We start from the raw sequence: 24426 nt of genomic DNA, 5'->3' as shown, positions 1-24426 counted from the left end.
GCGGCATCGCGCGCATTCGCATTCGGCTCCCGGCATTTCACGCACCACGATTCCTACGAAAATCGGCTGACACGAAACCGCTGATCCTCCCTATAATCCCGCCTGCATATTGTGTGCGCTCGATTGCGCACATTCGACGCGTGTTCGTTCACGCCGAAATCGATTGATCCCGTTGTCGCCCGACACGTGCACAGCCGCGTCACACGGGCCGCTCGGGCGTATTCCGTGAAAGGCCCGATCCGTTTTCCGGATTGTTCCGGGAAGTGCGGATAATCCGCGGCGATTCCGATCGGATTGACGCAATATCCACGTCGTTTCTTATTTGGAAAATGACAGCGGAGATTATTTCGTTTTCGGCAGCCGAAATCGGCATGAACGGTCGCGCATTGACATCGACACAATGACGGCGGCCCGTTCGCGGCTGCCAGGAGACGGATTTGAAACAACCAGAAGACCAGCTTCACCGCGGGCTGGAAGAACGGCACATCAACCTGATGGCGCTCGGCGCGACGATCGGCGTCGGCCTGTTCCTCGGCTCGGCCACCGCGATTCGCACGGCCGGCCCGGCCATTCTGCTGACCTATCTGCTCGGCGGCATCGCGATCTTCCTGATCATGCGCGCACTCGGCGAAATGGCGATCACCAACCCGGTCGCCGGCGCATTCAGCCGCTACGCGCGCGACTACCTCGGGCCGCTCGCCGGCTACCTGACCGGCTGGACCTACTGGTTCGTGTGGATCGTCACCTGCATGGCCGAAATCACGGCGGTCGGCGTCTACATGCACATGTGGTTTCCCGGCGTGCCGAACTGGATCTGGGCGCTCGCGGCGCTCATGGCGATGGGCTCGGTGAACTTCATCGCGGTCAAGCTGTATGGCGAATTCGAATTCTGGTTCGCGCTGATCAAGATCGTCACGATCGTGCTGATGATCATCGGCGGCGGGCTGATGATCGCGTTCGGCATCGGCAACGGCGGTATCGCGACCGGCATCTCGAACCTGTGGTCGCACGGCGGCTTCGCCCCGAACGGGATCAGCGGCGTGATCGCCGCGCTGCCGATCGTGATGTTCGCGTATCTCGGCGTCGAAATGCTCGGCCTCACGGCCGGCGAGGCGCGCAACCCGGAAAAGTCGCTGACGAAAGCCGTGAACTCGGTGTTCTGGCGCGTGCTGATTTTCTACATCGGCGCGCTGTTCGTGATCATGTCGCTCTATCCGTGGGACCAGATCGGCACGCAGGGCAGCCCGTTCGTGATGACGTTCTCGCGGCTCGGCATCCCGGCCGCCGCCGGCATCATCAATTTCGTCGTGCTGACCGCGGCGCTGTCGTCGTGCAACAGCGGCCTGTTCAGCACCGCGCGGATGCTCTACAACCTCGCGCAGCAAGGCCAGGCGCCGGCCAAGCTCGGCCGGGTGAACCGCAACGGCGTGCCGGTGTATGGCGTGATCGTGTCGGTCGCGCTGCTGTTGATCGGCGTGCTGCTCAACTATCTCGCACCGCAGCACGTGTTCACGTGGCTCACGTCGGTGTCGACGTTCGGCGCGATCTGGACGTGGTGCGTGATCCTGATCGCGCAGATGCGTTTTCGCCGGACGCTGTCGGCCGACAAGGTCGCGCGTCTGCCGATCCGCGTACCGCTCTATCCGCTCGGGTCGTTCGTCGCGCTCGGGTTTCTCGCGCTGGTCGTCGTGCTGATGGCATTCACGCCCGATACGCGCGTCGCGCTCGTGATCGGGCCGGTATGGATCGTGCTGCTCGGCATCGCGTACGCGCTGTTCTACGCGAACCGTCCGGCCGCCTCGGTGCCGACCAAGTCGTAAGCAGGGCGGGCGGGGTGCCGCGCGATCGTTGATCGCGATCATGCACGCACGGGCCGGACGACCTATGCTGAACGAACGCATCGCTTGTCCGCGCTTCGCGTGGCATCCCGCCGATCCCTGCGATCGCGGCGCCTGTCCGGCCGCCGCGCGCCGCTTCCGCGCGAAGCTCCCGTCGTCGTCCGGCGACGACGCGCACGCACGGAGGCCTTCGCCATGCAGCCTGCCCAGTCCATCCCGACGCTCGCGCGGATCGCGCTGGCCGTCGATTCGACGCCGGAATCCCTGTCCGCCGCGCACTATGCGCGCACGCTGATACGCCCGGGCATGCGATTGCGCATCGTCTGCGCGATCGACAACCCGCGTCTCGTCCTGCCCGACATTCCGCGCATCGACGCGTTGCTGACATCCGCACGCGAGGACATGACACGCGAAGCGCAGGCCATCAGCGCGAAAATCGCTGCGCTGTTCGCCGACAGCGGCGTCGAGGTCGAGCAGGTCATCGTCGATACGTCGGTCACGGGTGGCACGGTTGCCGATGCGCTGGTGAACGATACGTCGACGTGGCACGCGGACGTACTGGTGGTCGGTGCGAATCCGCATCACGGGCTGTTGCGGCTCGTCGAAGGCGCGATGTCGGACACGCTGACCAAACGTGCGCGCTGCGCGTTGCTGATCGTGCCGGCCGCCTATGCGCGGCCGTCGGACGGCACGCTGCAGCGGCTGATGTTCGCGGTCGACGGCAGCGAGCCGTCGCTGCACGCGGTGCACGTCGGGCTCGGGTTCGCCGCGCCGACGACGCTGCTGTATGCGGCGTACGTGATCGATCGCGCGGTTCGTCTGACCGATGTCGTGCCGGTGCGCGCGCTCGAGGACGCCTACCGCGCGGAGGGCGAGGATGCGCTCGCGAAGATCGGCCCGCTGTTCCATGCGACCGGGAATCCAACCAAGCGCGGCGTCGTCGAAACGCATCCGACCAGCGACGACGTGGCCCATGCGCTGATGCGCGATGCCGTGCACTGGCGCGCGGAGCTGCTGGTGGTCGGCACGCATGGCCGCCGCGGCATCGCTGCCTGGCTGATCGGCAGCGTGGCGCGGCGCGTGGCGCACCTCGCACAGGTGCCCGTGCTGCTGGTGCGCGGCGCCGGGTGAATCGCGCGTCGATGCGAGCGAAGCGGGGTTGGATTGACCTGCATCAGAAACGGCACGCACATCGCGTGAGACAGTGACGGAACATCCGGCGACGCAGCCGGTCTGTCGTGCAGGTGCGACGACGACCGCGCATGCCGCGCGCGACGATCCTCGTCGCATTCGACGCCGTCACATCATTTTCGGGAGCCGCGCCGCGCGTTTGTCCGGCGCGTCATCCGACCGGGAACTCTCTGGCACGAGGGTAGGCAGCCGATGGCTGCCTTGGAGGACGGGCGGGGTGCAAGTCACCCCGTCCGCTTTCCGCCTGGCTGGCCCCGTCGGATTCATTTCCCCGCAGGATTTTTTATACGGGCGGCCGCAAGGCGCGGCGCGTCATGGCGCGCGGTCGTGTCGATACGAACCGCGGTGAAGATGCACGCAGGCACACCGGTGCTGCATTCGTGCGGCAGCGACGTCGCGGTGCGCGCGGCCTCGTGCCGCGCGTTGGCTGCCTGCGCGTTCAGCAGGTACGAAGAATCGATCGCAGGTCGTGACGGCGGGCTGCGCCGCGCCGTACCCGCGAACGCGGGCGTACGACATGCAGTGGCGCGCATGCGCTGCACGTGCGACTGCGCAGACGGTTTGCGTGCGGCCAGCCGGGGCGCGCCTTGCGGCGTGGCTCCGATACGGCCGGCGCGTCGGCTGCGTTTCGCGCGCAGAGTGCCGCCGCGAATCGCTGCAACGCGAGGACCGACCCCGCGACGCTCTGGTACTTTTCGCGGCCGATCTGCCCGTCGAGCGTGACGAGCAACCCGGCCTCGCGTGCGAGCGCGAGCAAGGTGTCGAGGTCGTCGGGCGGGCGGTTGCCGGCCGACCCGGTCCGGGCGGGCAGGGCGCGCGCGTTGCCCGACGCGCGCCGCTGGCCGTCCCGGCCGGTGAAGTTGCGATGTGCCATGGCTGGTCTCCTGCGCCAGAGACCCCGCGTGCCGGCTCGATGGCCGGCTGGGCGATGTCCCGGTATGAACCTCTCGTTCATGTGATCAGTATCGTGTGGCGGTGGCGCGCTGCCAAGCGGCGCGCGCTGAAGTCGCTGTCAGGAAATTGCGCGACCCGTATCGGAATCCGCTGACACGCGCGGCGGTCGATCGCCCGCTTCGGTCGTTCGCTCCGACGAATGAACGGCGTGCGCAGGGCGTCGCTTGACGCATGATTTCGGCCGGTCTAAGTTTCCCACTGCATCGACGCAGCCCGGCACGCCATTCGCGGCCCGGCGCCGGTGCCGCGCCCCGGGGTGGCGTGGCAGGATCTCCAGTCTCGTTCGCGGGCAGTTTGCGCCGCGAATCATGCGCGGCCGGTTCGGGGACGGACCGGCACGGCGGCACGCAACGTGCCGTTGATCGCGCGCAAACTCGCGCCGGCGCATCGCACGCCGCGCGGCCGACCCGTCTTTAAGCTTCCAGTACCGTCATTTTTTCTATTCCTCGACTGTCAGGAGTCCGTCGATGTCCAAGGACAATTTGCTCGATTCACTCAAGGAAGCCGCCGAACAGCGCGCGATCGGCGCGGATCAGTTGCGTGCGATGCTCGACGATGAAGTGCGCGCCCTGTCGTCCGGGGCGCGCGTGCACGACTACATCCACGTGTTCGCGATCCGGAACCTGCGCGAACGGATGCGCCAGCGGGACGATTTCGACGCCGACACGCAGGCCGGTGCCGCGCCCACGGACGCCGATCCGCGACCGAGCCATCGTCTGTGAGGAGGGGCCGGGCCCGGTGCCCGATGGGCCCGCAGGCCCGGCCATCCTGACGATCCGCTGACGGCCGTCAACGTCTTTCGTCATACGTTTCACTGAATTGTCACAACGACCTCAAGTAAGCGGCGCGCGTGCCGTTTACCCGGTGAATTGGTCCACCGGGCGTTCGCGCTCCCTTACCGAGTCGTTGCCATGCTCTCGTCCATTCGCGCCCGCATCCTTGCTGCGTGCGTCGCCATTGTCGTATTCGCGCTCGCCGCCACCACGCTGATCAACTATTTCATCGCGCACTCGTACAACGACGACGCGATCGACCGCAACCTGACCTCCGTCGCGAGCGGCCACGTGGTCGGGATCGCCGACTGGGTCGCCACCCGCAGCCGGATGATCGCGTCGCTGCAGGATGCGGCGCTCGCGCCCGATCCGCTGCCGGTGTTCAAGCAGATGGCCACGGCCGGCGGCTTCACGAACGTCTATGCGGGGTACGCCGACAAGGCGTTCCACTTCTCCGACCCGACCGGTATCCCGCCCGACTACGACCCGACCGGCCGCCCGTGGTACAAGCAGGCCGCGCAGGCCGGCAAGCCGGTCGTCACGCCGCCTTACGTCGATGCCGGCACGGGCAACCTCGTCGTCACGTTCGCGGTACCGATCCTGAAAGACGGCACGCTGAAAGGCGTCGTCGCCGCGGACGTCTCGATGGACACCGTGATCGCCAACGTGAAGTCGATCCGCCCGACGCCTGCGAGCTTCGGGATGTTGATCGACAGCAGCGGGCACGTCGTCGCGCATCCGGACGCGAAGCTCACGCTGAAGCCGGTGGCCGACGTGTCGCCCGAACTCGGCACGCTGGGCGCCGCATCGATCGCAGCCGCGAGCGCGCCGGTCGAGGTGAGCGTCGGCGGGGACGCGAAGCTGGTGCGTGCGAAACCCGTGCCGGGCACCGACTGGTACGCGCTGGTGCTGCTCGACAAGACCGAGGCAACGGCCGGGATGCGCTCGCTGCTGACCGCGTCGCTGATCACGCTGGTCGTGATCGTCGGTATCGCGTCGCTGATCATCGGCGCGATCACCGCCACCGCATTCCGCCGCCTGTCGCAGGTGCGCCAGGCGATGGCCGAGATCGGCTCGGGCGCAGGCGACCTGACGCACCGCCTGCCGGCGGACGGCCGCGACGAAGTGGCCGACATCGCGCGCTCGTTCAACAGCTTCGTCGACAAGCTGAACGACGTGATGCGCCAGATCCGCGACGCCAGCGAATCGGTGCGCACGGCCGCGAACGAGATCGCGGCGGGCAACCAGGACCTGTCGTCGCGCACCGAATCGGCAGCGGCGAGCCTCGAGGAAACGGCGGCATCGATGGAAGAGATCACCGCGACCGTCGGCCAGTCCGCGGCAGCCGCCGGCCAGGCCGACGAACGCGCGGCGGCCGCGTCGCGGATCGCGTCGCACGGCGGCGTGGTCGTGTCGGACGTCGTCGCGACGATGGAGAAGATCGAGGAAGCGTCGGGCCGGATCGGCGACATCATCGGTGTGATCGACGGGATCGCGTTCCAGACCAACATCCTCGCGCTGAACGCGGCCGTCGAAGCGGCACGCGCAGGCGAGCAGGGCCGCGGCTTCGCGGTCGTCGCGCAGGAGGTGCGCAGCCTCGCGCAACGCAGCGCACAGGCCGCGCGCGAAGTGAAGGTGCTCGTCGAATCGACGGTCGCGAGCGTGTCGGCCGGGTCCGGGCAGGTGCGCCAGGCCGGCGACACGATGCGCGAGATCGTGTCCAACGTGTCGAACGTGACGACCATCATCTCCGAGATCACGCACGCGGCGAACGAACAGACGCGCGGCATCCAGGAAGTGAACCGCGCGGTGACGCAGCTCGACGAAATGGTCCAGCAGAACGCGGCGCTCGTCGAACAGTCGACCGCTGCCGCCACGGCGCTGCAGTCCCAGGCGAATGCGCTGGCGACGACGGTCGGGCAGTTCAAGGTCGCGTAACGCGGCCAGGCGGGGGCGCGGCCGCGCCGCTCAGGAGCGGCCGCCGTCGCGCATCAGCGCGAGCCGGTTGTAGAGCGTCTTCAGGCTGATGCCGAGCGCCTTCGCCGCGCGCGGCTTGTTGCCGTCGAAATGGCGCAGCGTCGCCGCGATGAAGCGCTGCTGCGCATGATGCAGCGTCGCGCCGAGCGGCAGCGCCATCGCGCTCTCCGACGTGCGGTCGGGCGGTATCGTCTGCTTCGGCAACGCGACGTCGATGCCGTCGTCCGACAGGATGTACGCGCGCTCGATCGCGTTGTGCAGCTCGCGCACGTTGCCGGGCCACGGGTACGCGCGCAACGCCGCGATCGCCGCGTCGGTCAGCCGTTTGTGCGAGCGGTGCCGCGCGTTCAGCGACTCGACGAACTCCTGCGCGATCGTCTCGACGTCGCCGTCGCGCTGGCGCAACGGCGGCACATAGAGCGCGAACGCGGCGAGCCGGTAGAACAGATCCTCGCGCAGCCGGCCGTCGCGCACAGCTTCGGCCGGGTTGTGGCGGGTGGCCGACACGATGCGCACGTCGAGCGGAATCGGCTCGGTGCCGCCCACCCGCACGATCGCATTCGACTCGATCGCCCGCAGCAGCTTCACCTGCAGCGCCGCGGGCATTTCCGCGATCTCGTCGAGCAGCAGCGTGCCGCCGCGTGCAGCTTCGAAGAATCCTTCCCGCTGCGCGATCGCGCCGGTGAAACTGCCTTTCTCGTGCCCGAACAGTTGCGACTCGGCAATATCGGGCGGGATCGCGCCGCAGTTCACGGGCACGAACGGGCCATCGCGCCGCGCACTGAGATCGTGCAGCCGGCGCGCGACGATATCCTTCCCGACCCCGCTTTCGCCGGCAATCATCACGCTGGCGCGGGTCGGCGCGATCTTCTCGATGCGGCCGATCAGCATGCGCATTGCGGCGGAACGGCCGGACAGCCGGCGTCCGTCTGCGCGTTGCTTCGACCGGTTTGCGGTTTCAACCATCGGTATCGGGGGGAACGGCGGGCCGTTTTGAAAATCGGCATCGCACGTTCCGTTCATTGCAATATTTATCATCGACAGCGAAACGACCGCGAAGGTGCCGCTGTATAGAAAATTCCAATGTGTGCGGCGGAGACGGAAGAGGGCGTCCATCGGTCTTTTCGCGTACGGAGCCGTACCGGTGCGTTTTTACAGAGACCCGATGAAAAAGCCGGTCACGGCCGCATTGCGCCGGGAGGGCCGGCGCCGTCGATCGCTGCAGGCCTTTCCTTGCCCCGACGGACAACCGGCGCGACGCACCGTCCGGCCATTTGGCGCCCGCGCCGGGCATAGCGTTTGCTGATGCCACCAAGCCCGCCCGGCACGCTCGACGGCATGCCGGATGGCCGACACACGGCGTGACGCCGTGCGACGGGAGCCGGCGCGAGGCAAGGATGCGATGAGGAACCTGACCCGTGAGCTGTTACGGCAGGGTGCATGGGTCGTGCTGGCCGTCGGGCTGGCGTCCGCGCTGCAGGCGTGGGCGATTCGCGCCGTCGGCGAGCACGCGCCGTTTGCGCCGCTGCCTTTCTATGCAGGCGTGGCCGTTGCCGCATGGCTGACGTCGTTCGGCGGCGGCCTGGCCGCGATCGGCGCGAGCGTGGCCGTGATCGGCACGCTGTGGTGGCGCGATATCCCGCCGGCCGCGCTGCTCGTGCACGCCGGCACGTTCGTCGCGACCGGTTTCGCCGAGTGCGTGCTCGTGATGACCGTGAAGCCGCTGCTGGCGGACGATCGCCTGCATGCCATCGATGACGACGGCGACGACGCCGAACGCGCGCCGCATCGCGAACCCGTGCCCGCCGCGCGCGTGCCGGACGACAGTGTGTTGCGCCGGGTGGTCGACGCGTCGCCCGATGCGATCGTCGGCGTCGATGCCGCGCGGCGGATCACGAGCTGGAATCCGGCTGCCCGGCGGATCTTCGGCATCGACGCGGCGCAGGCCGCCGGGCGCGACGTCGCCACGATGATCGCGCCGCGCTGGTTGCGGCGGTATCCGGTGCCGGTGTCGTTCGCCGACATGCAGGCGCCGGTCGGCCCCCTCGACGTGCTGTGCGTGCGCAGCGGCGGCGGCCGGTTCCGCGCCACCTTCGCTGCTTCGCCGATCGTCGATGCGCACGGCAACTGCACGGGCCTGTCGATGACGCTGCGCGAAGCGCGCGAACGCCGCCGCGGCGAGCGGCGCGACCTGCGCCGCGCACGCGATGCGCGCATGCAGGCCGACGCGTCGAACCGGCTCAAGGACGAGTTGCTGGCCACGGTGTCGCACGAACTGCGCACACCGTTGAACGTGATCTACGGCTGGGTCGAGGTGCTGCGCAACGTCGACGGTCACGGGCTCGCCGAACAGGCGGTCGACGCAATCGATCGCAGCGCGCGGTCGCTGTCGCTCATGGTCGCCGACCTGCTCGACGCGTCGTCGCTCGCGACGGGCCGGCTGCGCCTCGAACGCGTGCCGGTCGATCTCGTGCGGGTCGTGGGCGATGCCGCGCGCGAACTCGACGCAACGGCGCAGGCGAACGGGCTCGAGCTGTCGACCGAGCATGCGATGCCGACCTGCGTGATTCCGGCCGACGGCGAGCGCGTGCGTCAGGTGCTGTCCAACCTGCTGTCGAACGCGATCAAGTTCACGCCGCCAGGCGGACGCATCACCGTGTCGCTGACGCGGGCGGGCGAGCGTGTGCGGCTGTCGGTCGCCGACACGGGGCAAGGCATTGCGCCGGAATACCTGCCGCACCTGTTCGAGACATTCAGCCGGCCCGAGGGCGCGTTCGCGTCGCCGAAACGCGGGCTGGGCCTCGGCCTGTCGATCGTGCGCAACATCGCGCAGTTGCACGGCGGCGACGTCGTCGCGACGAGCGAGGGCGCCGGGCGCGGGACGACCGTGACGGTCACGCTGCCGGCCGGCTGGGACACCGACGATCCGGCCGGGAATTTCGCGCGCCCCGCTGGGGCCTCGGACACGCTGACGCTCGACGGCCAGCGCGTGCTCGTCGTCGACGACGACGCCAGCTCGCGCGCGAGCCTCGCCGTGGCGCTCGAAACGATGGGTGCACAGGTGTCGACCGCGCAATCGGGACACGACGCGCTCGATGCGGTGGCACGGCATCCGCCGAGCGTCGTGCTGTCGGATCTCGCGATGCCGGACGGCGACGGTTTCTGGCTGCTCGACCGCATCCGCCATTTGCCGGACGGCGGCGGGCATCTGCCGGTCGTTGCCGTCACCGCGCATGCCGGCAACGCCGACCGCCATCGCGTAATGGCCGCCGGCTTCGACGCGTATCTGTGCAAGCCGGTCGACATGCCGACGCTCGCGAGCGTGATCGTCGACGTCGCGCCGGACGATGTGCACGGCGGGAAAGGGCGCGGCTGAGCGCCCGGTCACACTGGAGCAAAGGAGGCCCGATGGATGCAACGAAAACCATGCGGCGCGACGGCACGAGCCGCGAACCAGCTCGACCGAAGCGCATGACGCCGGTCGTGTCGATCGCGAGCATGCTGATGCTGTCGTGTGCAGGGTTCGCGGCGGCACCCGGCCAGGCATCGGCCGAGGAAGGCTTCGGCGCGAAGCTCGCGAACCAGGCGTCGGCGGTCGGCGGCCAGATCCGCGACGCGACGCTCGCGTCCCGTGTGAGGGCGGCGCTCGTCGCTGAACGCGGGCTGGCGTCCGGCGACATCGATGTCCAGGTTCGCCATCGCGTCGCCGAACTCACGGGCAGCGTGCCCGACGAGCGACAACGTGCGACCGCGCTCCGCGTCGCGCACGACGTCGACGGCGTGAGCGGCGTGCGCGACAGGCTGCAGATCCGCCGGAAGTAACGGGATGCGCGGGGCAGCGCCAGGCCGAGCGGGCGTCGCGCGCCCGCGGCCCGGCGTGTCGCCGGGCAGGAGGGCGCGACATGGACATCATCATCGCGGGCCGATTTTCGCGGCTCGAGCAGGCGGAACGCTGCGCGGAGCAACTGCGCGGCCACGTCATGCAGCGTGACGACGTCAAGGTTTTCTTTCTCGATCCGCCTGGCCAGCACGCGCTGTTCCGGCTCGGTGGCGATGCCTGTGCAGACACCGCCGCGCGGCCGGGCCGCATCGGTGCGCTGGAAGGCGTGGCCATCGGCGCGCTCGCCGGGCTTGCCGGAGCCGCGCTGCTCGACCTGGGTGGGCTGCATTCGCCGCACGTGTGGATCGGTGTGCCGCTCGTCGGCGGTTACGTCGGCGCATTGTGCGGTGCGCTCGGCAGGATGCGTGGCGATGCGCCCGAGGGCCACGGCGCGCTGAAGCAGCGCGAGAACGGCGTCGGGCTGGCCGCGCATGTGACGCGGCGCACGATCTCGTTCGCGGAGCGGACGATGCTCGCGGCCGGTGCGCTGTCGGTGGAGCATACCGAGGGCGCGTGGCACAACGGCGCATGGACCGATTTCTTCTCGTCGTCCCGGTGGCCCGCGTGACGGCAACCCGCGCGGCCGGCCCGCTCCGTCGCGAAACCGCGAGGCCCGAATGACAACGAACCGGAAGAGGCGCCACGGTCGCCGCCGGGCGGCAATCGCACTGGCGGCCCTCGTTGGCGCTCTGGCCTTCGCGCGTTCGCACGCGCAGACGCCGCCCGCTTCGTCGGTGCAGGTCGCACCGGGTATCGTCCGCCCCGGCACGACCGCCGACGAGGCCGGCATGACGCAGCGGCCGACCGGCATCGATGCGGAGTTCGTCGACAAGGCCGGCATGCTCGACAAGGTCGAGCGGCAGGCCAGCCAACTGGCGCTCGACCGCTCGTCGAATCCTGACGTGAAGGCGTTCGCGCGACGGATGGTCGACGATCACGCCCGCATCGCCGGCGATTTGCGGCAGCTCGGCACGCAAAAGGGCGTGCCGGTCCAGGCGCGGATGCTGGTCGATCCGGCCGTCACGGCGTTGCGAACGAAGGATGGTCATGCGTTCGACGCGGCGTACGTTGCGCTGGCGGGCCCGCGTGCGCACGAGTCGGCGATCCGGCTCTACGAAACAGAAGCGCGAATCGGCCGCGACCCGCAGCTGCGCGCATTCGCGGCCGGCACGCTGCCGACGCTGAACGCGCATCTGGCCGCCGCGCGGCAACTCGCGCGGACGATCGCGGCCGCGCACTGACCCGCGTCAACGTTGCCGCTTGTCGTTCTCGGGACCGTCCGGCGACGCCTCGTGCGGCGGCGAGTCGAGCGCCGTTTCGCCTTCCTCGATCAGCCAGTACGGCGCACTGCCGTAATACGCGTGCAGCGCGCCGGCCCAGTCCGGATCGGCCATCGCCGGCCAGCGGTCGCGGTCGAAGCCGGGTGCGTCGCGCACGTGCGCGGTCGCCACCGGCAGCACGAAGCATTTGCGCTCGACGTCGAGCACGAGCGCGTTCCACGGCACCGCGAGCAGCTTGTCACCGAGCCCGCGCACGCCGCCCGACCCAACCACCGCATACGCGATCCGGCCGGATCGCACGTCGAGCATGATGTCGGCGACGTTGCCGATGTCGTCGCCATCCATCGTCAGCACGCGATCGCCGACGAGCGTGCGGGCCGCCATCACGTCGGGCCCGGGGCCGCTGCCGGCCGCACCGCGGCGTTCGCCGACGATGCGCGTGTCGTCACGCGGCATTCTGTCCGTTGTCATCGAAAACCTCCTGGTCGAAGCGGCACCGCGGCGGCCCGCGCGAAACGAGCAGGCGCCGGTCAGCGCCGGCGCGGCAGCGACACGTCCTCGAGCGTATTGGCCAGTTCGTCGCGCTCGGGGCCGCCCGCGCGCGTCGCGATGTCGCCGAGCGACACCATGCCGACGAGCCGCAGGCCGCGGTCGAGCACGGGCAGGCGATGCAACTGCACATCGGCCATCCGCTGCTGGACGTCGCCGACACCGTCATCCTCGACGCACCACTGCACGGGCGTGGACGCGACGGCCTGTACGGGTGTATCGGGCGAATGGCCGTGCGACAGCCCGCGTATCGCGAGATCGCGGTCGGTCACGATCGCGACGAGTCCGGTGCCGTCGCAAACGGGCAGCACGCCGATATCGAAGCGCTGCATCAATTCGGCCGCATGCCGAATCGTGTCGGTCGGCGCGACGCACACCACGTCGCGCGACATGATCTCGTTGACGCGATACATGAGCGCCTCCTTTGTGAGCGAGACGATTCGGGAGCAGATTGCGTGCCGCGCGCGCGCCGTGCACGCCGGGCCTCGACGGCCGGGCGACGGAGAAATTTGCCAGTCCGCTTGTACATCTTCCACGGCGGCAGCCATGGGCGGGCGGTGCGGGACGTCAGTGGCCGATGCCCGTCATCACGACGATCACCAGTACCACCGCGCTCTCGATGGCGGCCAGTGCAGCGACGCCGGCGGCGCCGCTGATTTCATGCCAGCTGCGTTCAAGGCGTTTCATCGGTTCACTCCGGATTGCTCCGGCGCGCGCATGCGCCGCCGCGCACTGCGGGCCGGTTGCCGCCGTCAGCCGTGATCGCGGGGCGGTGAAGGGACGTGCGGCGCGCGACGGTCCTGCTCGCCGGACGGTCTGGCGGGGTCGATACGGGTCGCGCCGCCCACGGCGGGCGGGTCGCTGGCCGGAAACGTCTCCTCGAGGCCTTCGTCGATGCGCTCCTCCGTCTTGTCTTCGGACGGCGGGCGGGACGTGGCGATCCGGAGCAGTCCGGCAGCCGGTGACACGGCGTCGTGGCGGCCGGTGGCGTAAACGGTCATGGTCGAACCTCCTTGGTCGTGACTGCAGGCGCAAGCGCCGTGCCGGCGACGCAGCAGCGGCACGACGCTCGCGCGCCGGGGGCGCCGGGCCGGTACGCAGGCCATGCGTCGCGCGCCGTCGGCATGGACGAGAGGACATCGTGATGCATGCATCCAGGGAAAGGATACGTTACGACGCGAACGTATGCGGCGGCGATTTCGGCCACGTGCGCGGGCGCTTCGACGCGTGGAAGCGTGAATCGCGGGTCTGTCGGCCCGAGCGGCGCCTGTTCGACGGCAGGGACGGAGGACGCGAACTGACCGACACCGTCTACGACGGCCCGGAGCGCGCACAGCGGGCGCTCGCCGCGCAATGCGTGCCGTCCGCCGGGTTCGCGCTCGCGGTGCCGCTGACCGCGGACGGCCGCGCGATTTGGCCGGTGATGGCGGCCTACGGCGACTGAACGCGCCGGCCGATGTTCACGGTGCGGCAGCGGGCACACCGCTTGCGCGCGATCGCGACGCCATCGAGAGGCGCGCCGTCGCGCAGGAGTGACATGAAGATGCGATCCACGCTGCACCGCCCCGAGCCGACGACACCCGACGTCGACCCGGACCCGCCGCCGCCCGGGCACGACGATCCGGTCGATCCGCCCGTGCCCGAAGGGTTGCCGCAGGGCGATCCGCCGTCGCACCCGCCGCCGATGCGGATGCCGGGCGGGAACGGTGCGCCACGACTGCCGCACGAACACTGAAAAGGAGGACCGTCATGGACATTCACGTGCAATCGCCAGACAAGCGCGCGATCGCTCAGGTGCTGGGCCGCTATTTCGAATCGCGTTCGCTGCGCTATCACATCGAGGAATTGCCGGGCGGCGTGCTGCAGATCGACTTTCGCGCCAGCGGCCGCCCGGTCGCCGTCACCGTTTCGTTCGACGATGCCGCGTACGACACCTATACGCACTGGGACGCCAGCCAGAAACAGCTCGCGCTCGGACGGCTCGCCGACGGCTTCACGCGGATGATGTCGTCGCGCAGTCCGGCCACGCCGGCTGGCGACTATCACGTCGAACGTTTCTGATTCCGCAATCAACGACCGTCTCATGCCGGAATCCGGCAATGTGCCCGCCCACAACGGGCGCTTTGCGTCTGCGCGCGTGTCGCGTAGGATGTCCGTTAATTCAGCGCACGCTACGTTCGCGCAGCAGGCTGCCCGCTGTTGCAGCCGATGAAGCGCGACGCGCTTTCCTTCAGGTTCGTTTCGCGCAACCGACGGAGACCGCCTTGACCACAGTTGCTCGCCCGTTGCTGTCCCCCGGCGCACGCCGGTTCGTATCCGGCCTGTCGGCATGCGCGGCGCTCGCCGCGGCCGGCGCCCGCGACGCGTCGGCCCAGACACCTTCGCCGCTCGGCGAGTGGCAATACTCGGCGGGCGTGCCGCTCGAGAAACTGTTCGACCCGACCATCTCCACCTGGCAGGTCAGCGTCGGCGCCGCGATGACGCTGCAGCCGCGCTATGCGGGCTCCGACCGCTATCGCGTGATGGGCGGCCCGAATTTCGACATCCGCTATCGCGACCTGTTCTTCCTGTCGACGGGCGAAGGGTTGGGCGCGAACGTGCTGCGCGGGCCGAACTGGCGCGTGAGCCTGTCGGTCGGCTATGACCTCGGGCGCCGCTCGGCCGACGATCTCGGCCACCTGAACGGCCTCGACAACATCAATGCGGCACCCGTGATGAAGCTGGCGGCCGATTACGTGATCTCGAAGGAATTCCCGCTGGTGCTGCGCGCGGACGTCCGGCGCAGCATCGGCGGCTCGAACGGCTGGACCGGCGATTTCTCCGCGTACATGCCGATGCCGGGCAGCAACGAAAACTTCTTCTGGTTCGCCGGGCCGACCGTGTCGTTCGCCGATTCGCGTTACATGAACAGCTGGTTCGGCGTGAGCCAGGGCGCCGCCGCGCGCTCGGGGCTGCCGGCCTACTCGTCGGGAGCGGGGATCAAGTCGGCCGGCCTCGGCGTGACGATGGTGTGGTTCGTGAACAAGCACTGGTTCGTCACGATGGACGGCGCGATCGAGCAGCTCGTCGGCCGCGCGGCGCGCAGCCCGATCACGCAGCAGTCGACCAACGGCGTGTTCGACATGTCGGTGAATTACCAGTTCTGACCGGGGCGGGCAGCGGAGGGCAGATGCCGCACACGGCATCTGCCGTCACATTTGATATGATTCGAACCTGTACAAATGTACAGTGATCGATTTCCGTGACGCCTGCCTCGCCGACGCCCCCGGCGTTTTACTACCTGACCAATTTCGAACGCGCGCTGGCCTGGCTCGGCGAGCGTTACGACGACCTGTTCGACGCGCACGAGCACGCGTTCGTCCGGCAGTTCGCGACCTTGCCGCAGGCGTCGCGCGCGCTGCTCGTGCGGATGCTGATGCGCAACGGGTCCGACTTCCGCGCCAGCAAGCTCGTGTACGACGAAATCGGCTGCACGCTCGACGCGGCCGCGCCGCTCGTCGAACTCGGCTGGGTCGACCCGGCGCCCGCACTCACGCTCGACGAATTGTTCGCGCTGTCGACCAAGGCCGACCTGCTGCGCATCTTCCCGGCGCTCGCCGCGCATGCGGGCGAGCGCAAGCCCGAATGGCTCGAGCGGCTGCGGCCCGCGCACGACACCGCGCAGCCGCTCGACGCGTGGTGCGCGCAGGCCGGCGACCGCGTGCTGCGCGTGACGGTCGGCGCGCTGTGCGACCGGCTGCGGCTGATGTTCTTCGGCAATCTGCATCAGGACTGGAGCGAGTTCGTGCTTGCCGATCTCGGCGTGTTCCAGTACGAAAGCGTGCCGATCGCGCCGTCGTCGCGCGCGTTCCAGCAGCGTGGCGACGTCGACGCGTATCTTGCGCTGCAGATGTGCCGCGACGCGCTCGACGTGTGGCCCGACGATCTGCCGTTCGACGACCTGATGCGCGCGATCGACGCGGCCGGCTGCGCACAGCCGTGGCTCGCGACGCGCCGTGCGAAGCTGCTGTTCGCGCTCGGGCAGACCTGCGAGCGCCGTGCCGACTGGGATGCCGCGCTCGACGCGTACGCGCGCAGCGCGTGGCCCGGCAGCCGCCACCGGCGCATCCGCGTACTCGAACGCGGCGGGCGCGACGACGAGGCGCTCGCGCTGGCGCTCGATGCACGCGCCGGTTTCGAGAGCGACGAGGAACGCCAGCGCGTCGAGCGCATGCTGCCGCGTCTGCAGCGCCGCGCAGGCCAGCGCGTCGAACGCGCGGCCGCAGCGGCCGACGTGCCGCGCGAGACGCTCGTGCTCGCCCGTCCCGACGCGTTCGTCAGCGTCGAATTCGCGGTGCGTGACCATCTCGCGGAGCCCGCTTCGCCGGTCCATTACGTCGAAAACACGCTGATCAACTCGCTGTTCGGGCTGCTGTGCTGGGAGCCCGTGTTCGCGGCCGTGCCCGGCGCGTTTTTCCACCCGTTCCAGCGCGGCCCGGCCGACCTGCACGCGCCCGATTTCGGCGCGCGCCGGGCGGCTGCATTCGACGCATGCTTCGCGCAGCTCGATTCGGGCGCGTACCGCGACACGATCCGCCGCCATTTCGCGACGAAGGCGGGGCTGCAATCGCCGTTCGTGTTCTGGGGCGTGCTGACCGACGCGCTGCTCGACGAAGCGCTCGCGTGCCTGCCGCCCGAGCACCTGCGGCTGTGGTTCACGCGCCTGCTCGCCGATATCCGCAGCAACCGTTCGGGGCTGCCCGATCTCGTCCGCTTCTGGCCCGGCGAACGCCGCTACGAGCTGATCGAGGTCAAAGGGCCCGGCGACCGCCTGCAGGACAACCAGACGCGCTGGCTCGCGTATTGCATCGCACACGGCATGCCGGTGCGCGTCGTCGATGTCGAGTGGGCCGGCGAGGGCGTCGCGTACGCCGAAGCGGCAGGGCTGTCCGCATGAGCTACGTCGTCGCGGTGCGGGCGATGTGCGAGTTCACCGCGCGGCGCGGCGATCTCGACCTGCGCTTCACGCCCGCGCCCACGGCGCTCGAAGGCATCGCCGGCCACGGCGCGGTCACGTCGAAGCGCGGCGCGCGCTACGAAACCGAAATCGCGCTGACGGGCACGTGGGGCACGCTCACCGTGCGCGGCCGCGCGGACGGCTACGATCCGGTCGCGAACCGTCTCGAGGAAATCAAGACCTACCGCGGCAGCCTCGACGCGATGCCGGACAACCACCGCGCGCTGCACTGGGCACAGGCGAAGGTCTATGCGCACCTGATGTGCGACGCGCGCGGCCTCAAGGAAATCGACGTCGCGCTCGTGTATTTCGACATCGTGTCCGAACGCGAGACCAAGCTGACGGAAACGCTGGATGCCGGCACGCTCGCGACGTTCTTCGCCGAGCAGTGCGCGTGCTTCGTCGGCTGGGCCGAGCGCGAGACGGCCCATCGCGCGGCGCGCGATGCGGCGCTGCGCGCGCTCGCGTTTCCGCACGGGCGGTTCCGCAGCGGCCAGCGCGAACTGGCGGTCTCGGTCTATCGCGCCGCACGCGACGAACACTGCCTGATGGCGCAAGCGCCGACCGGCATCGGCAAGACGCTCGGCACCGTGTTTCCGATGCTGAAGGCGTGCGGCGAGGGCGAGCTCGACCACGTGTTCTTCCTGACCGCGAAAACGCCCGGCCGCGCGCTCGCACTCGAAGCGGCGGCGACGCTCGGCGCCGGCACGCCCGCGCTGCCGTTGCGCGTGCTGGAACTCGTCGCGCGCGACAAGGCGTGCGAGCATCCGGACAGCGCGTGCCACGGCGAATCGTGTCCGCTCGCGAAAGGCTTCTACGACCGGCTGCCCGCCGCGCGCGATGCGGCGATCGAGGCCGGGCTGCTCGATCGCGATACCGTGCGTGAGGCCGCGCTCGCGCACGACGTCTGTCCGTACTACCTGTCCCAGGAACTCGCGCGCTGGTCGGACATGGCGATCGGCGACTACAACTACTACTACGACGGCAGCGCGATGCTGCATACGCTCGCGCAGCAGAACCAGTGGCGCGTCGGCGTGCTCGTCGACGAAGCGCACAACCTGCTCGACCGCGCGCGCAAGATGTACAGCGCGTCGCTCGATCCGTTCGCGTTCGCGGCCGCACGCGAAGCCGCGCCGACGGCGCTGCGCAAGGCATTCGACCGGCTCGCCCGCGCGTGGGGCACGGTCAATCGCGCGCAGACCGAGCGCTATGCGGCCTATCCCGATGTCCCGGGCCCGATCGTGTCGGCCGTGCAGAACCTCGTCGCGGCGATCGGCGAACACCTGACCGACGCGCCGCGCGCGAACGGCGACGCGCTGCTGCGGTTTCATTTCGAGGCGATCCAGTTCGGCGTGCTCGCCGAAGCCTTCGACAGCGCCTCGATCTTCGACACAACCCTGCATGGCGAGCCGATGCCGCGCCAACCGGCGCTCGACGGGGTCGTATCGGCGCATCGACGCCGCCGCGTCCAGTCGACGCTGTGCGTGCGCAACGTGATCCCTGCCGGCTTCCTGGCGCCGCGCTACGACGCCGCGCGCGCGACCGTGCTGTTCTCGGGCACGCTGAGCCCGTTCCATTTCTACCGCGACACGCTCGGGCTGCCCGGCGATACGGGCTGGCTCGACGTCGACGGGCCGTTCCGCGCCGAGCAACTGACGGTACGCGTCGCGAGCCACGTGTCGACGCGCTGGCGCGACCGCGACCGGTCGCTCGAACCGATCGCCGACCTGATCGCGGCGCAATACGCGACACGGCCCGGCAACTACCTCGGTTTCCTGAGCAGCTTCGACTACCTCGGGCGCGTGGTTGCGCTGATGCAGACGCGCCATCCGGAGGTGCCCGTGTGGGCGCAGGCGCCCGGCATGGCCGAAAGCGAGCGCGACGCGTTTCTCGCGCGCTTCGACGCAGGCGGGCGGGGCGTCGGCTTCGCGGTGCTGGGCGGGGCGTTTTCGGAAGGTGTGGACCTGGTCGGCGAACGGCTGATCGGCGCCTTCATCGCGACGCTCGGGCTGCCGCAGGTCAACGACGTCAACGAGCAGATGCGGCAAGCGATGGAGGCGCGCTTCGGCAACGGTTACGACTACATGTACCTGTATCCGGGCTTGCAGAAGGTCGTGCAGGCTGCCGGGCGCGTGATCCGCACCGAGCATGACGAAGGCGTCGTGCACCTGATCGACGACCGTTACCGAAGGCGCGAAGTGCGCGACCTGCTGCCGCGATGGTGGCGAATCGGGTGACGGTCAAGGCGAGGCCGCCTGCCGCTACAGCACGTTGAGCATCGCGAGCGCGGCTTCCTGCAAATGTGGCAGCACACGCCGCACGGCCGCGTCGGCCGTCTCCGCGCCGATCGGCATGTTCGTGCTCAGCGCGGCGACCACTTCGCCGTGACGGTTCTTCAGCGGCACCGCGATCCCGCGCACGCCGACCTGCAATTGCTGTTCGATCGCCGCGAAACCGGCGTCGCGCGCCTGGTCGACCTGTTCGAGCAGGCGCGCCTTGTTGGTGATCGTGTGCGGCGTGAACGGCGGCAGTTCGGTGTCGTCGAGCCACGCGCGCACGGCTTCGCGATCGGGATGATGGGCGAGCAGCACGACACCGGGCGACGTGAGCGGCGCCGGCACGCGCGCGCCGAGCACGAAGCCCGTCGTCATCACCCGCGACACGCCGTTGCGTGCGATGAACACCAGTTCCCAGCCGTCGAGCACGCTCACGTACGCCGATTCGTTCAGCGACGCGCTCAGTTGCTGCAGATAGGGCTGGACCGTGCGCGGCAGCCGCGCCGAATCGAAGTACGACCAGCCGACCCGCAGCACGCGCGGCGTGAGGCCGTACAGCTTGCCGTCGGTGTACACGTAGCCGAGCGATTCGAGCGTCAGCAGGTAGCGCCGCGCGGCCGTGCGCGTGAGGCCGGTGCGCGCGGCGGCCTGCGTGGGCGTCATGCGCGCGTGCTGGCTGTCGAAGGCTTCCAGGATCATCAGGCCTTTTTCGAGGCCGGCAATCCAGTCGCGTCGGTCGAGATCGGGCTTTTTCATCGTCAGGTCGCTGAAGGCTGGTGTGCGGTGAACGCGCAGAATCGGGCGATTATCGCGCAGATCAACCACGCTGGCGAAGCCGCGCTAGAATCGCCGGTCCGACTGGAACAGAACAATGACAATCCGAGAATCCGCCCTGGCCGTGCTCGTCGCGGCCGTGCCGCTGCTTGCCGCGGCGAACCCTGCGACTACCGGCGCAACACTCCCCAAACCGGCCGTCGACATCCGTGCGTGGCCGCGCATGACGTCGCCCCGGTTCGGCTGCTACGTCGAAACTGCGCTCGGCTATCGTGACAAGCGCTTCAATTGCGCGCTGAAGAAGTACCGGAACACCGGCGACGCGTGCAAGAACACGAAGGCGTACTACGAAGGCCCGGCGTTCCCCGACCGGCTCGCGGCCAGCGTGCATCCGCTCGCGACGAAGGTCGACCTGAGCTGGGAGCATGGCGAGCTGCAGATGGTCACGGTCACGCTGAAGGGAACGTGGAACGCGGCAGAGGTGCGCAAGGCGTTCGGGCTGCCGCGCGCGGAGGGGAGCAAGCTGACCGAAGCGGAACTGCGGTCGCAGCCGGGCAACGTAATGGATACGAGCGTCCAGTATCCGTCGGACGCGCTCGATGAAAGCCTCGCGAAACGCCCGAGCAACCCCGCACGCGGCACGACGGCCGTGATGCTTTACGGGTTCGACCACATGGGCGCCGGTGATGTCGATTGCGGGGAGGGCGGGTAACGCGGGAGAGGAGCGGCCGGCGCAATGGCCGGCCGATTGCGGGGGCGCCATGCGACGCTTGCGTCACGTGCGCGGCCCCGTCAGGGATTTACTCGCTGCTCGTCCACTCGACGTTCGCACCGACCGAACGCAGGTTTTCGACGAAATGCGGATGCGCGCGGCGGATCGGCAGCGCATTCATGATTTCCGAACGGCCTTCGATGCTCGCGGCCACCATCAGCAGCGCGATCGCGACACGGATGATGTACGGGCTTTCGACGCGTGCGGGCGTCAGTTGCAGCCCGCCGAACGTGATCAACCGGTGCGGATCGGACAGCAGCACGTGCGCGCCGAACTTCGACAGTTCGCCGGACCAGCCGAGCGCGCCGTCGTAGACCTTGTTCCAGAACATCGCGCTGCCTTCCGCGCGCACGCCGAGCGCGATGAAGATCGGCAGCAGATCGACCGGCAGGTACGGCCACGGCGCCGCTTCGACCTTGGTCAGGATGTTCTGCGTGAACGGCCGGCGCACGCGCAGCGGGCCGTCGCGTTCCGCACGCGACCAGCCGTCGCTGTGCGTGACGTTGACGCCGAACTTCGCGAACGTGCGGTCGATCAGCGGGAAATGTTCGGGCGACGAGTTACGCACGGTGATGTCGCCGCCGGTGATCGCGCCGAGCGCGAGGAACGTCGCGATCTCGTGGAAATCCTCGGCGAAGCGGAACTCGCCGCCGCCGAGCTTGCCGCCGCCCGTCACGCACAGCCGCGACGTGCCGATCCCCTCGATCGTGACGCCGATCATCGCGAGAAACTGGCAGAACTCCTGCACGTGCGGCTCGGACGCCGCGTTCATCAGCGTCGACGTGCCGCTCGCGGTCGTCGCGCACAGCGCGAAGTTCTCGGTAGTCGTCACCGATGCGTAGTCGAACCAGTGATCGTTGGCCGTCAGCGGGCCGTCGGTACGGACGATCAGCGAATCGGGCGTGCGCTCGATGTGCGCGCCGAAACGCTCGAACACCTCGACGTGCGGGTCGATTTCGCGCACGCCGAGCGTGCAGCCTTTCACGTCGTTCTCGAGGCGCGCGACGCCGAAACGCGCGAGCAGCGGCGGAATCAGCATGATCGACGAGCGCATCGCCTCGGGCAGCCGGTGGACGGCCGGATCGAACTTCGTGTTGCGATGGTGGAGTTCGAGCAAACCCGTCGTGAAGTCGACCGACACATCGCTGCCGAGCGTGCGGAAGATGTCGAGGATCTTGCGCACGTCGGTGATGTCCGGCACGCCGATGAGGCGCAGCGGCTGATCGGTCAACAGGGTGGCGCACAGAATCGGCAGGACGGCGTTCTTGTTCGCGGACGGCTTGATGTCCCCGCGCAGCGGAGTGCCGCCGTGGACGATGAGATTCGACATGATATGGGGGCGTATCGGTGACTGACGTAGGCCCATATGATGCCATTGGTCGGCCGGCGGCGTGGAATGTTCAGAGGGGAAAAGGGGGATCGGGGGCGTGCGATTGACAGTGTTTGACGTCGCCCCTGCGCTGCAGCAGGTCGATTGCCTGCCGGCGTGGAGAATGGGCCGGCCGCGAGTCGGGCCGGCCACGCGCTCATTCCGTCACTGCGCCGCGCGCATCCGTGCGGCGACCGCCAGCGAGATCAGGCAGCCCACCGCGAGATAACCGGCGACGAAGTGCCACGACCCGCCCGCCAGGCTGACGAGGCCGACCGCGATGAACGGCGTGAACCCGCCGCCGACGACGCTCGCGAACTGGTAGCCGACGCCCGCGCCGCTGTAGCGGTATTCGGCGCCGAACAGCTCGGTGAACAGCGGCTGCTGGACGCTCACGACCATGTCGTGCGCGGCGTTCGCCAGCAGGATCGAGAAGATCACGATCCACGCGATCGACCGCGCTTCCAGCGCGACGAAGAACGGCACCGCGGACGCGACGCCGATCACCGCGCCGATCAGGTAGATGCGGCGCAGGCCGTAGCGGTCGGCCAGCCACGCGAAACACGGGATCGTCACGCAGCTCACCGCGCCGACCAGCAGGCCGATGTTCAGGAACAGGTCGCGCGACATGCCGAGGTTCGTCGTCGAATAGCTGAGCGCGAACGCGGTGACGATATACATCGTGAACAGTTCGGCGAGCCGCAGCGCGATGATCAGCAGGAACGCCTTCGGATGGCGCGTCAGCGCTTCCAGCACCGGCAGGCGCAGCTTGCGGTTGCCGTGCTCGACCTTCTCGACGAACTCCTGCGACTCGTCCATGTTCTTGCGCACCCACAGCCCGATCAGCACCAGCACGATGCTGAACACGAAGGGCAGGCGCCAGCCCCACGACTTGAACGCGGCCTCGCCGAGCGTGTGGCTCAGGATCGATACGATGCCGGTGGCCAGGACGAGCCCGACACCGTAGCCGACCTGCACGCCGCTGCTGTAGAACGCCTTCTTCTGCTTCGGCGCGCTCTCGACGGCCATCAGCGCCGCGCCGCCCCATTCGCCGCCGACCGCGAAACCCTGGATCGCGCGCATCAGCACCAGCAGCACCGGCGCCCACCAGCCGATCGTCGAGAACGCCGGCAGCAGGCCGATCGCGACCGTCGACAGCCCCATCAGCATCACGGTCAGCACGAGCATCCGCTTGCGGCCGAGCCGGTCGCCGTAGTGGCCGAACACGACGCCGCCGAGCGGCCGGAACAGGAAGCCGACGCCGAACGTCGCGAATGCCGCGAGCGTGCCCATCGTGGGGCTGACTTTCGGAAAGAACTCGGAATTGAATACGAGCGCGGCGACGATCCCGTACAGCAGGAAGTCGTACCAGTCGACGACGGCGCCGACGAAGCTGCCGATCGCGGCCTTGCGGGCCTGGCTGCGCGCGCGGGCGCCGGCGGCGGCGTCGAGGGTGTCGAAGGTTGGGGTCATGGCGGTGTCTCCTGGCACGGCGCATCGTGGAATCGTGGCGGCGCCGCGTCCGATGCTGCATTGAAGTCGATGGGTGAACGGAGAATAGGGCGCGCGCCGCACGGCGGCAATTGGCCAATCGGACAAAATGCGCGATTATCGTTCAAGTTCGTGCGATTATCGAACGCTTTCCGGGTTTGCACTAGGCGGCGCGACGATATCCCGTTCGGCCAGGGTGTGCCGCCGTGAACGATCTGGTTAAAATCTGCAGCATCGACAATTCGCCCGTTCGGGGCGGATGCGCGGTCGCCCCGTCGGCCGCGCATGCCGCACGCGACGGGCGCC

23 protein-coding genes are annotated in these 24426 nt (G+C 68.9%); 15 read left to right on the top strand and 8 right to left on the bottom strand.

Features of this window, described 5'->3' with window-relative positions; genetic code table 11:
- Positions 1-437 precede the first annotated feature (437 nt).
- The gene (locus tag BLA15945_RS09845; RefSeq protein WP_174992200.1) at positions 438-1820 is read left to right on the top strand and encodes an amino acid permease; all 1383 of its coding nucleotides are present in this window, start codon (positions 438-440) and stop codon (positions 1818-1820) included.
- Positions 1821-2033: 213 nt separating this feature from the next.
- Complete coding sequence (locus BLA15945_RS09840; RefSeq protein ID WP_174992199.1) at positions 2034-2969, top strand: universal stress protein; 936 nt, start codon at positions 2034-2036, stop codon at positions 2967-2969.
- A gap of 499 nt (positions 2970-3468) precedes the next feature.
- Here the strand turns inward: BLA15945_RS09840 and BLA15945_RS09835 are convergent, their stop codons facing one another.
- A complete protein-coding gene (locus BLA15945_RS09835; RefSeq protein ID WP_059240594.1) occupies positions 3469-3903 on the bottom strand; it encodes a hypothetical protein in 435 nt (144 codons plus the stop codon).
- Between the two features lie 547 nt (positions 3904-4450).
- Between BLA15945_RS09835 and BLA15945_RS09830 the strand changes: the two genes are divergently transcribed.
- Together BLA15945_RS09830 and BLA15945_RS09825 are read left to right on the top strand one after the other, a co-directional pair.
- Positions 4451-4705, top strand: a complete 255-nt coding sequence (locus tag BLA15945_RS09830) for a DUF3562 domain-containing protein (protein WP_059240593.1) — start codon at positions 4451-4453, stop codon at positions 4703-4705.
- Between the two features lie 189 nt (positions 4706-4894).
- The gene (locus tag BLA15945_RS09825) at positions 4895-6694 is read left to right on the top strand and encodes a methyl-accepting chemotaxis protein (RefSeq protein WP_174992198.1); all 1800 of its coding nucleotides are present in this window, start codon (positions 4895-4897) and stop codon (positions 6692-6694) included.
- Positions 6695-6724: 30 nt separating this feature from the next.
- On the opposite strand, the gene BLA15945_RS09820 is transcribed toward BLA15945_RS09825, so the two are convergent.
- Entirely contained in the window at positions 6725-7771 is a 1047-nt protein-coding gene (locus BLA15945_RS09820; RefSeq protein ID WP_174992197.1) for a sigma-54 interaction domain-containing protein, read from the bottom strand.
- 364 nt (positions 7772-8135) lie between these two features.
- Here BLA15945_RS09820 and BLA15945_RS09815 point away from each other — a divergent pair, with 364 nt between their 5' ends.
- From BLA15945_RS09815 to BLA15945_RS09800, 4 genes are all read left to right on the top strand, one after another.
- The gene (locus tag BLA15945_RS09815) at positions 8136-10109 is read left to right on the top strand and encodes a hybrid sensor histidine kinase/response regulator (RefSeq protein ID WP_174992196.1); all 1974 of its coding nucleotides are present in this window, start codon (positions 8136-8138) and stop codon (positions 10107-10109) included.
- A gap of 32 nt (positions 10110-10141) precedes the next feature.
- A complete protein-coding gene (locus BLA15945_RS09810) occupies positions 10142-10555 on the top strand; it encodes a BON domain-containing protein (protein ID WP_174992195.1) in 414 nt (137 codons plus the stop codon).
- A gap of 80 nt (positions 10556-10635) precedes the next feature.
- Complete coding sequence (locus tag BLA15945_RS09805) at positions 10636-11181, top strand: hypothetical protein (protein WP_174992194.1); 546 nt, start codon at positions 10636-10638, stop codon at positions 11179-11181.
- A gap of 49 nt (positions 11182-11230) precedes the next feature.
- Entirely contained in the window at positions 11231-11854 is a 624-nt protein-coding gene (locus BLA15945_RS09800; RefSeq protein ID WP_174992193.1) for a DUF4142 domain-containing protein, read from the top strand.
- A gap of 6 nt (positions 11855-11860) precedes the next feature.
- Here BLA15945_RS09800 and BLA15945_RS09795 read toward each other — a convergent pair whose 3' ends face one another.
- The 3 genes from BLA15945_RS09795 to BLA15945_RS09785 all read right to left on the bottom strand — a co-directional run bounded on the left by BLA15945_RS09795 (position 11861) and on the right by BLA15945_RS09785 (position 13443).
- The gene (locus tag BLA15945_RS09795) at positions 11861-12364 is read right to left on the bottom strand and encodes a PRC-barrel domain-containing protein (RefSeq protein ID WP_174992192.1); all 504 of its coding nucleotides are present in this window, start codon (positions 12362-12364) and stop codon (positions 11861-11863) included.
- Between the two features lie 59 nt (positions 12365-12423).
- Positions 12424-12855, bottom strand: a complete 432-nt coding sequence (locus tag BLA15945_RS09790) for a CBS domain-containing protein (RefSeq protein ID WP_059240585.1) — start codon at positions 12853-12855, stop codon at positions 12424-12426.
- A 339-nt stretch (positions 12856-13194) separates the two neighbouring features.
- On the bottom strand, positions 13195-13443 hold the full coding sequence (locus BLA15945_RS09785) for a hypothetical protein (protein ID WP_059240584.1): 249 nt from the start codon (positions 13441-13443) through the stop codon (positions 13195-13197).
- Between the two features lie 143 nt (positions 13444-13586).
- Between BLA15945_RS09785 and BLA15945_RS09780 the strand changes: the two genes are divergently transcribed.
- The 6 genes from BLA15945_RS09780 to BLA15945_RS09755 all read left to right on the top strand — a co-directional run bounded on the left by BLA15945_RS09780 (position 13587) and on the right by BLA15945_RS09755 (position 19675).
- A complete protein-coding gene (locus BLA15945_RS09780) occupies positions 13587-13886 on the top strand; it encodes a hypothetical protein (protein WP_174992191.1) in 300 nt (99 codons plus the stop codon).
- 93 nt (positions 13887-13979) lie between these two features.
- On the top strand, positions 13980-14177 hold the full coding sequence (locus BLA15945_RS09775; RefSeq protein WP_059240582.1) for a hypothetical protein: 198 nt from the start codon (positions 13980-13982) through the stop codon (positions 14175-14177).
- Between the two features lie 14 nt (positions 14178-14191).
- Positions 14192-14503 carry an ATP-binding protein gene (locus tag BLA15945_RS09770; RefSeq protein WP_174992190.1) on the top strand — a complete coding sequence of 104 codons (312 nt, stop codon included), beginning with the start codon at positions 14192-14194 and terminating at the stop codon, positions 14501-14503.
- Positions 14504-14706: 203 nt separating this feature from the next.
- A complete protein-coding gene (locus BLA15945_RS09765) occupies positions 14707-15588 on the top strand; it encodes a MipA/OmpV family protein (protein WP_059240580.1) in 882 nt (293 codons plus the stop codon).
- 95 nt (positions 15589-15683) lie between these two features.
- The gene (locus tag BLA15945_RS09760) at positions 15684-17378 is read left to right on the top strand and encodes a VRR-NUC domain-containing protein (RefSeq protein WP_174992189.1); all 1695 of its coding nucleotides are present in this window, start codon (positions 15684-15686) and stop codon (positions 17376-17378) included.
- Positions 17375-19675, top strand: coding sequence for an ATP-dependent DNA helicase (locus tag BLA15945_RS09755; RefSeq protein ID WP_174992188.1), 2301 nt, complete (start codon positions 17375-17377; stop codon positions 19673-19675). The genes BLA15945_RS09760 and BLA15945_RS09755 overlap by 4 nt, the downstream gene beginning before the upstream one ends.
- 24 nt (positions 19676-19699) lie before the next feature.
- Here the strand turns inward: BLA15945_RS09755 and BLA15945_RS09750 are convergent, their stop codons facing one another.
- Positions 19700-20470 (bottom strand): IclR family transcriptional regulator domain-containing protein, encoded by a 771-nt coding sequence (locus BLA15945_RS09750; RefSeq protein ID WP_059240577.1) that lies wholly within the window; start codon positions 20468-20470, stop codon positions 19700-19702.
- Positions 20471-20585: 115 nt separating this feature from the next.
- Here BLA15945_RS09750 and BLA15945_RS09745 point away from each other — a divergent pair, with 115 nt between their 5' ends.
- Complete coding sequence (locus BLA15945_RS09745; RefSeq protein WP_174992187.1) at positions 20586-21200, top strand: hypothetical protein; 615 nt, start codon at positions 20586-20588, stop codon at positions 21198-21200.
- 88 nt (positions 21201-21288) lie between these two features.
- Here the strand turns inward: BLA15945_RS09745 and BLA15945_RS09740 are convergent, their stop codons facing one another.
- Both BLA15945_RS09740 and shiA read right to left on the bottom strand, forming a co-directional pair.
- Positions 21289-22590 carry a UDP-N-acetylglucosamine 1-carboxyvinyltransferase gene (locus tag BLA15945_RS09740; RefSeq protein WP_059240575.1) on the bottom strand — a complete coding sequence of 434 codons (1302 nt, stop codon included), beginning with the start codon at positions 22588-22590 and terminating at the stop codon, positions 21289-21291.
- Positions 22591-22794: 204 nt separating this feature from the next.
- The gene (shiA, locus tag BLA15945_RS09735) at positions 22795-24102 is read right to left on the bottom strand and encodes a shikimate transporter (protein WP_174992186.1); all 1308 of its coding nucleotides are present in this window, start codon (positions 24100-24102) and stop codon (positions 22795-22797) included.
- Positions 24103-24426: the final 324 nt, after the last annotated feature.

It is taken from the genome of Burkholderia arboris (assembly GCF_902499125.1).
GTDB classification, from domain to species: Bacteria; Pseudomonadota; Gammaproteobacteria; order Burkholderiales; family Burkholderiaceae; genus Burkholderia; species Burkholderia arboris.
Note: the sequence above shows the minus strand (reverse complement) of the source record. Positions and strands in the feature narration are given on the sequence as shown.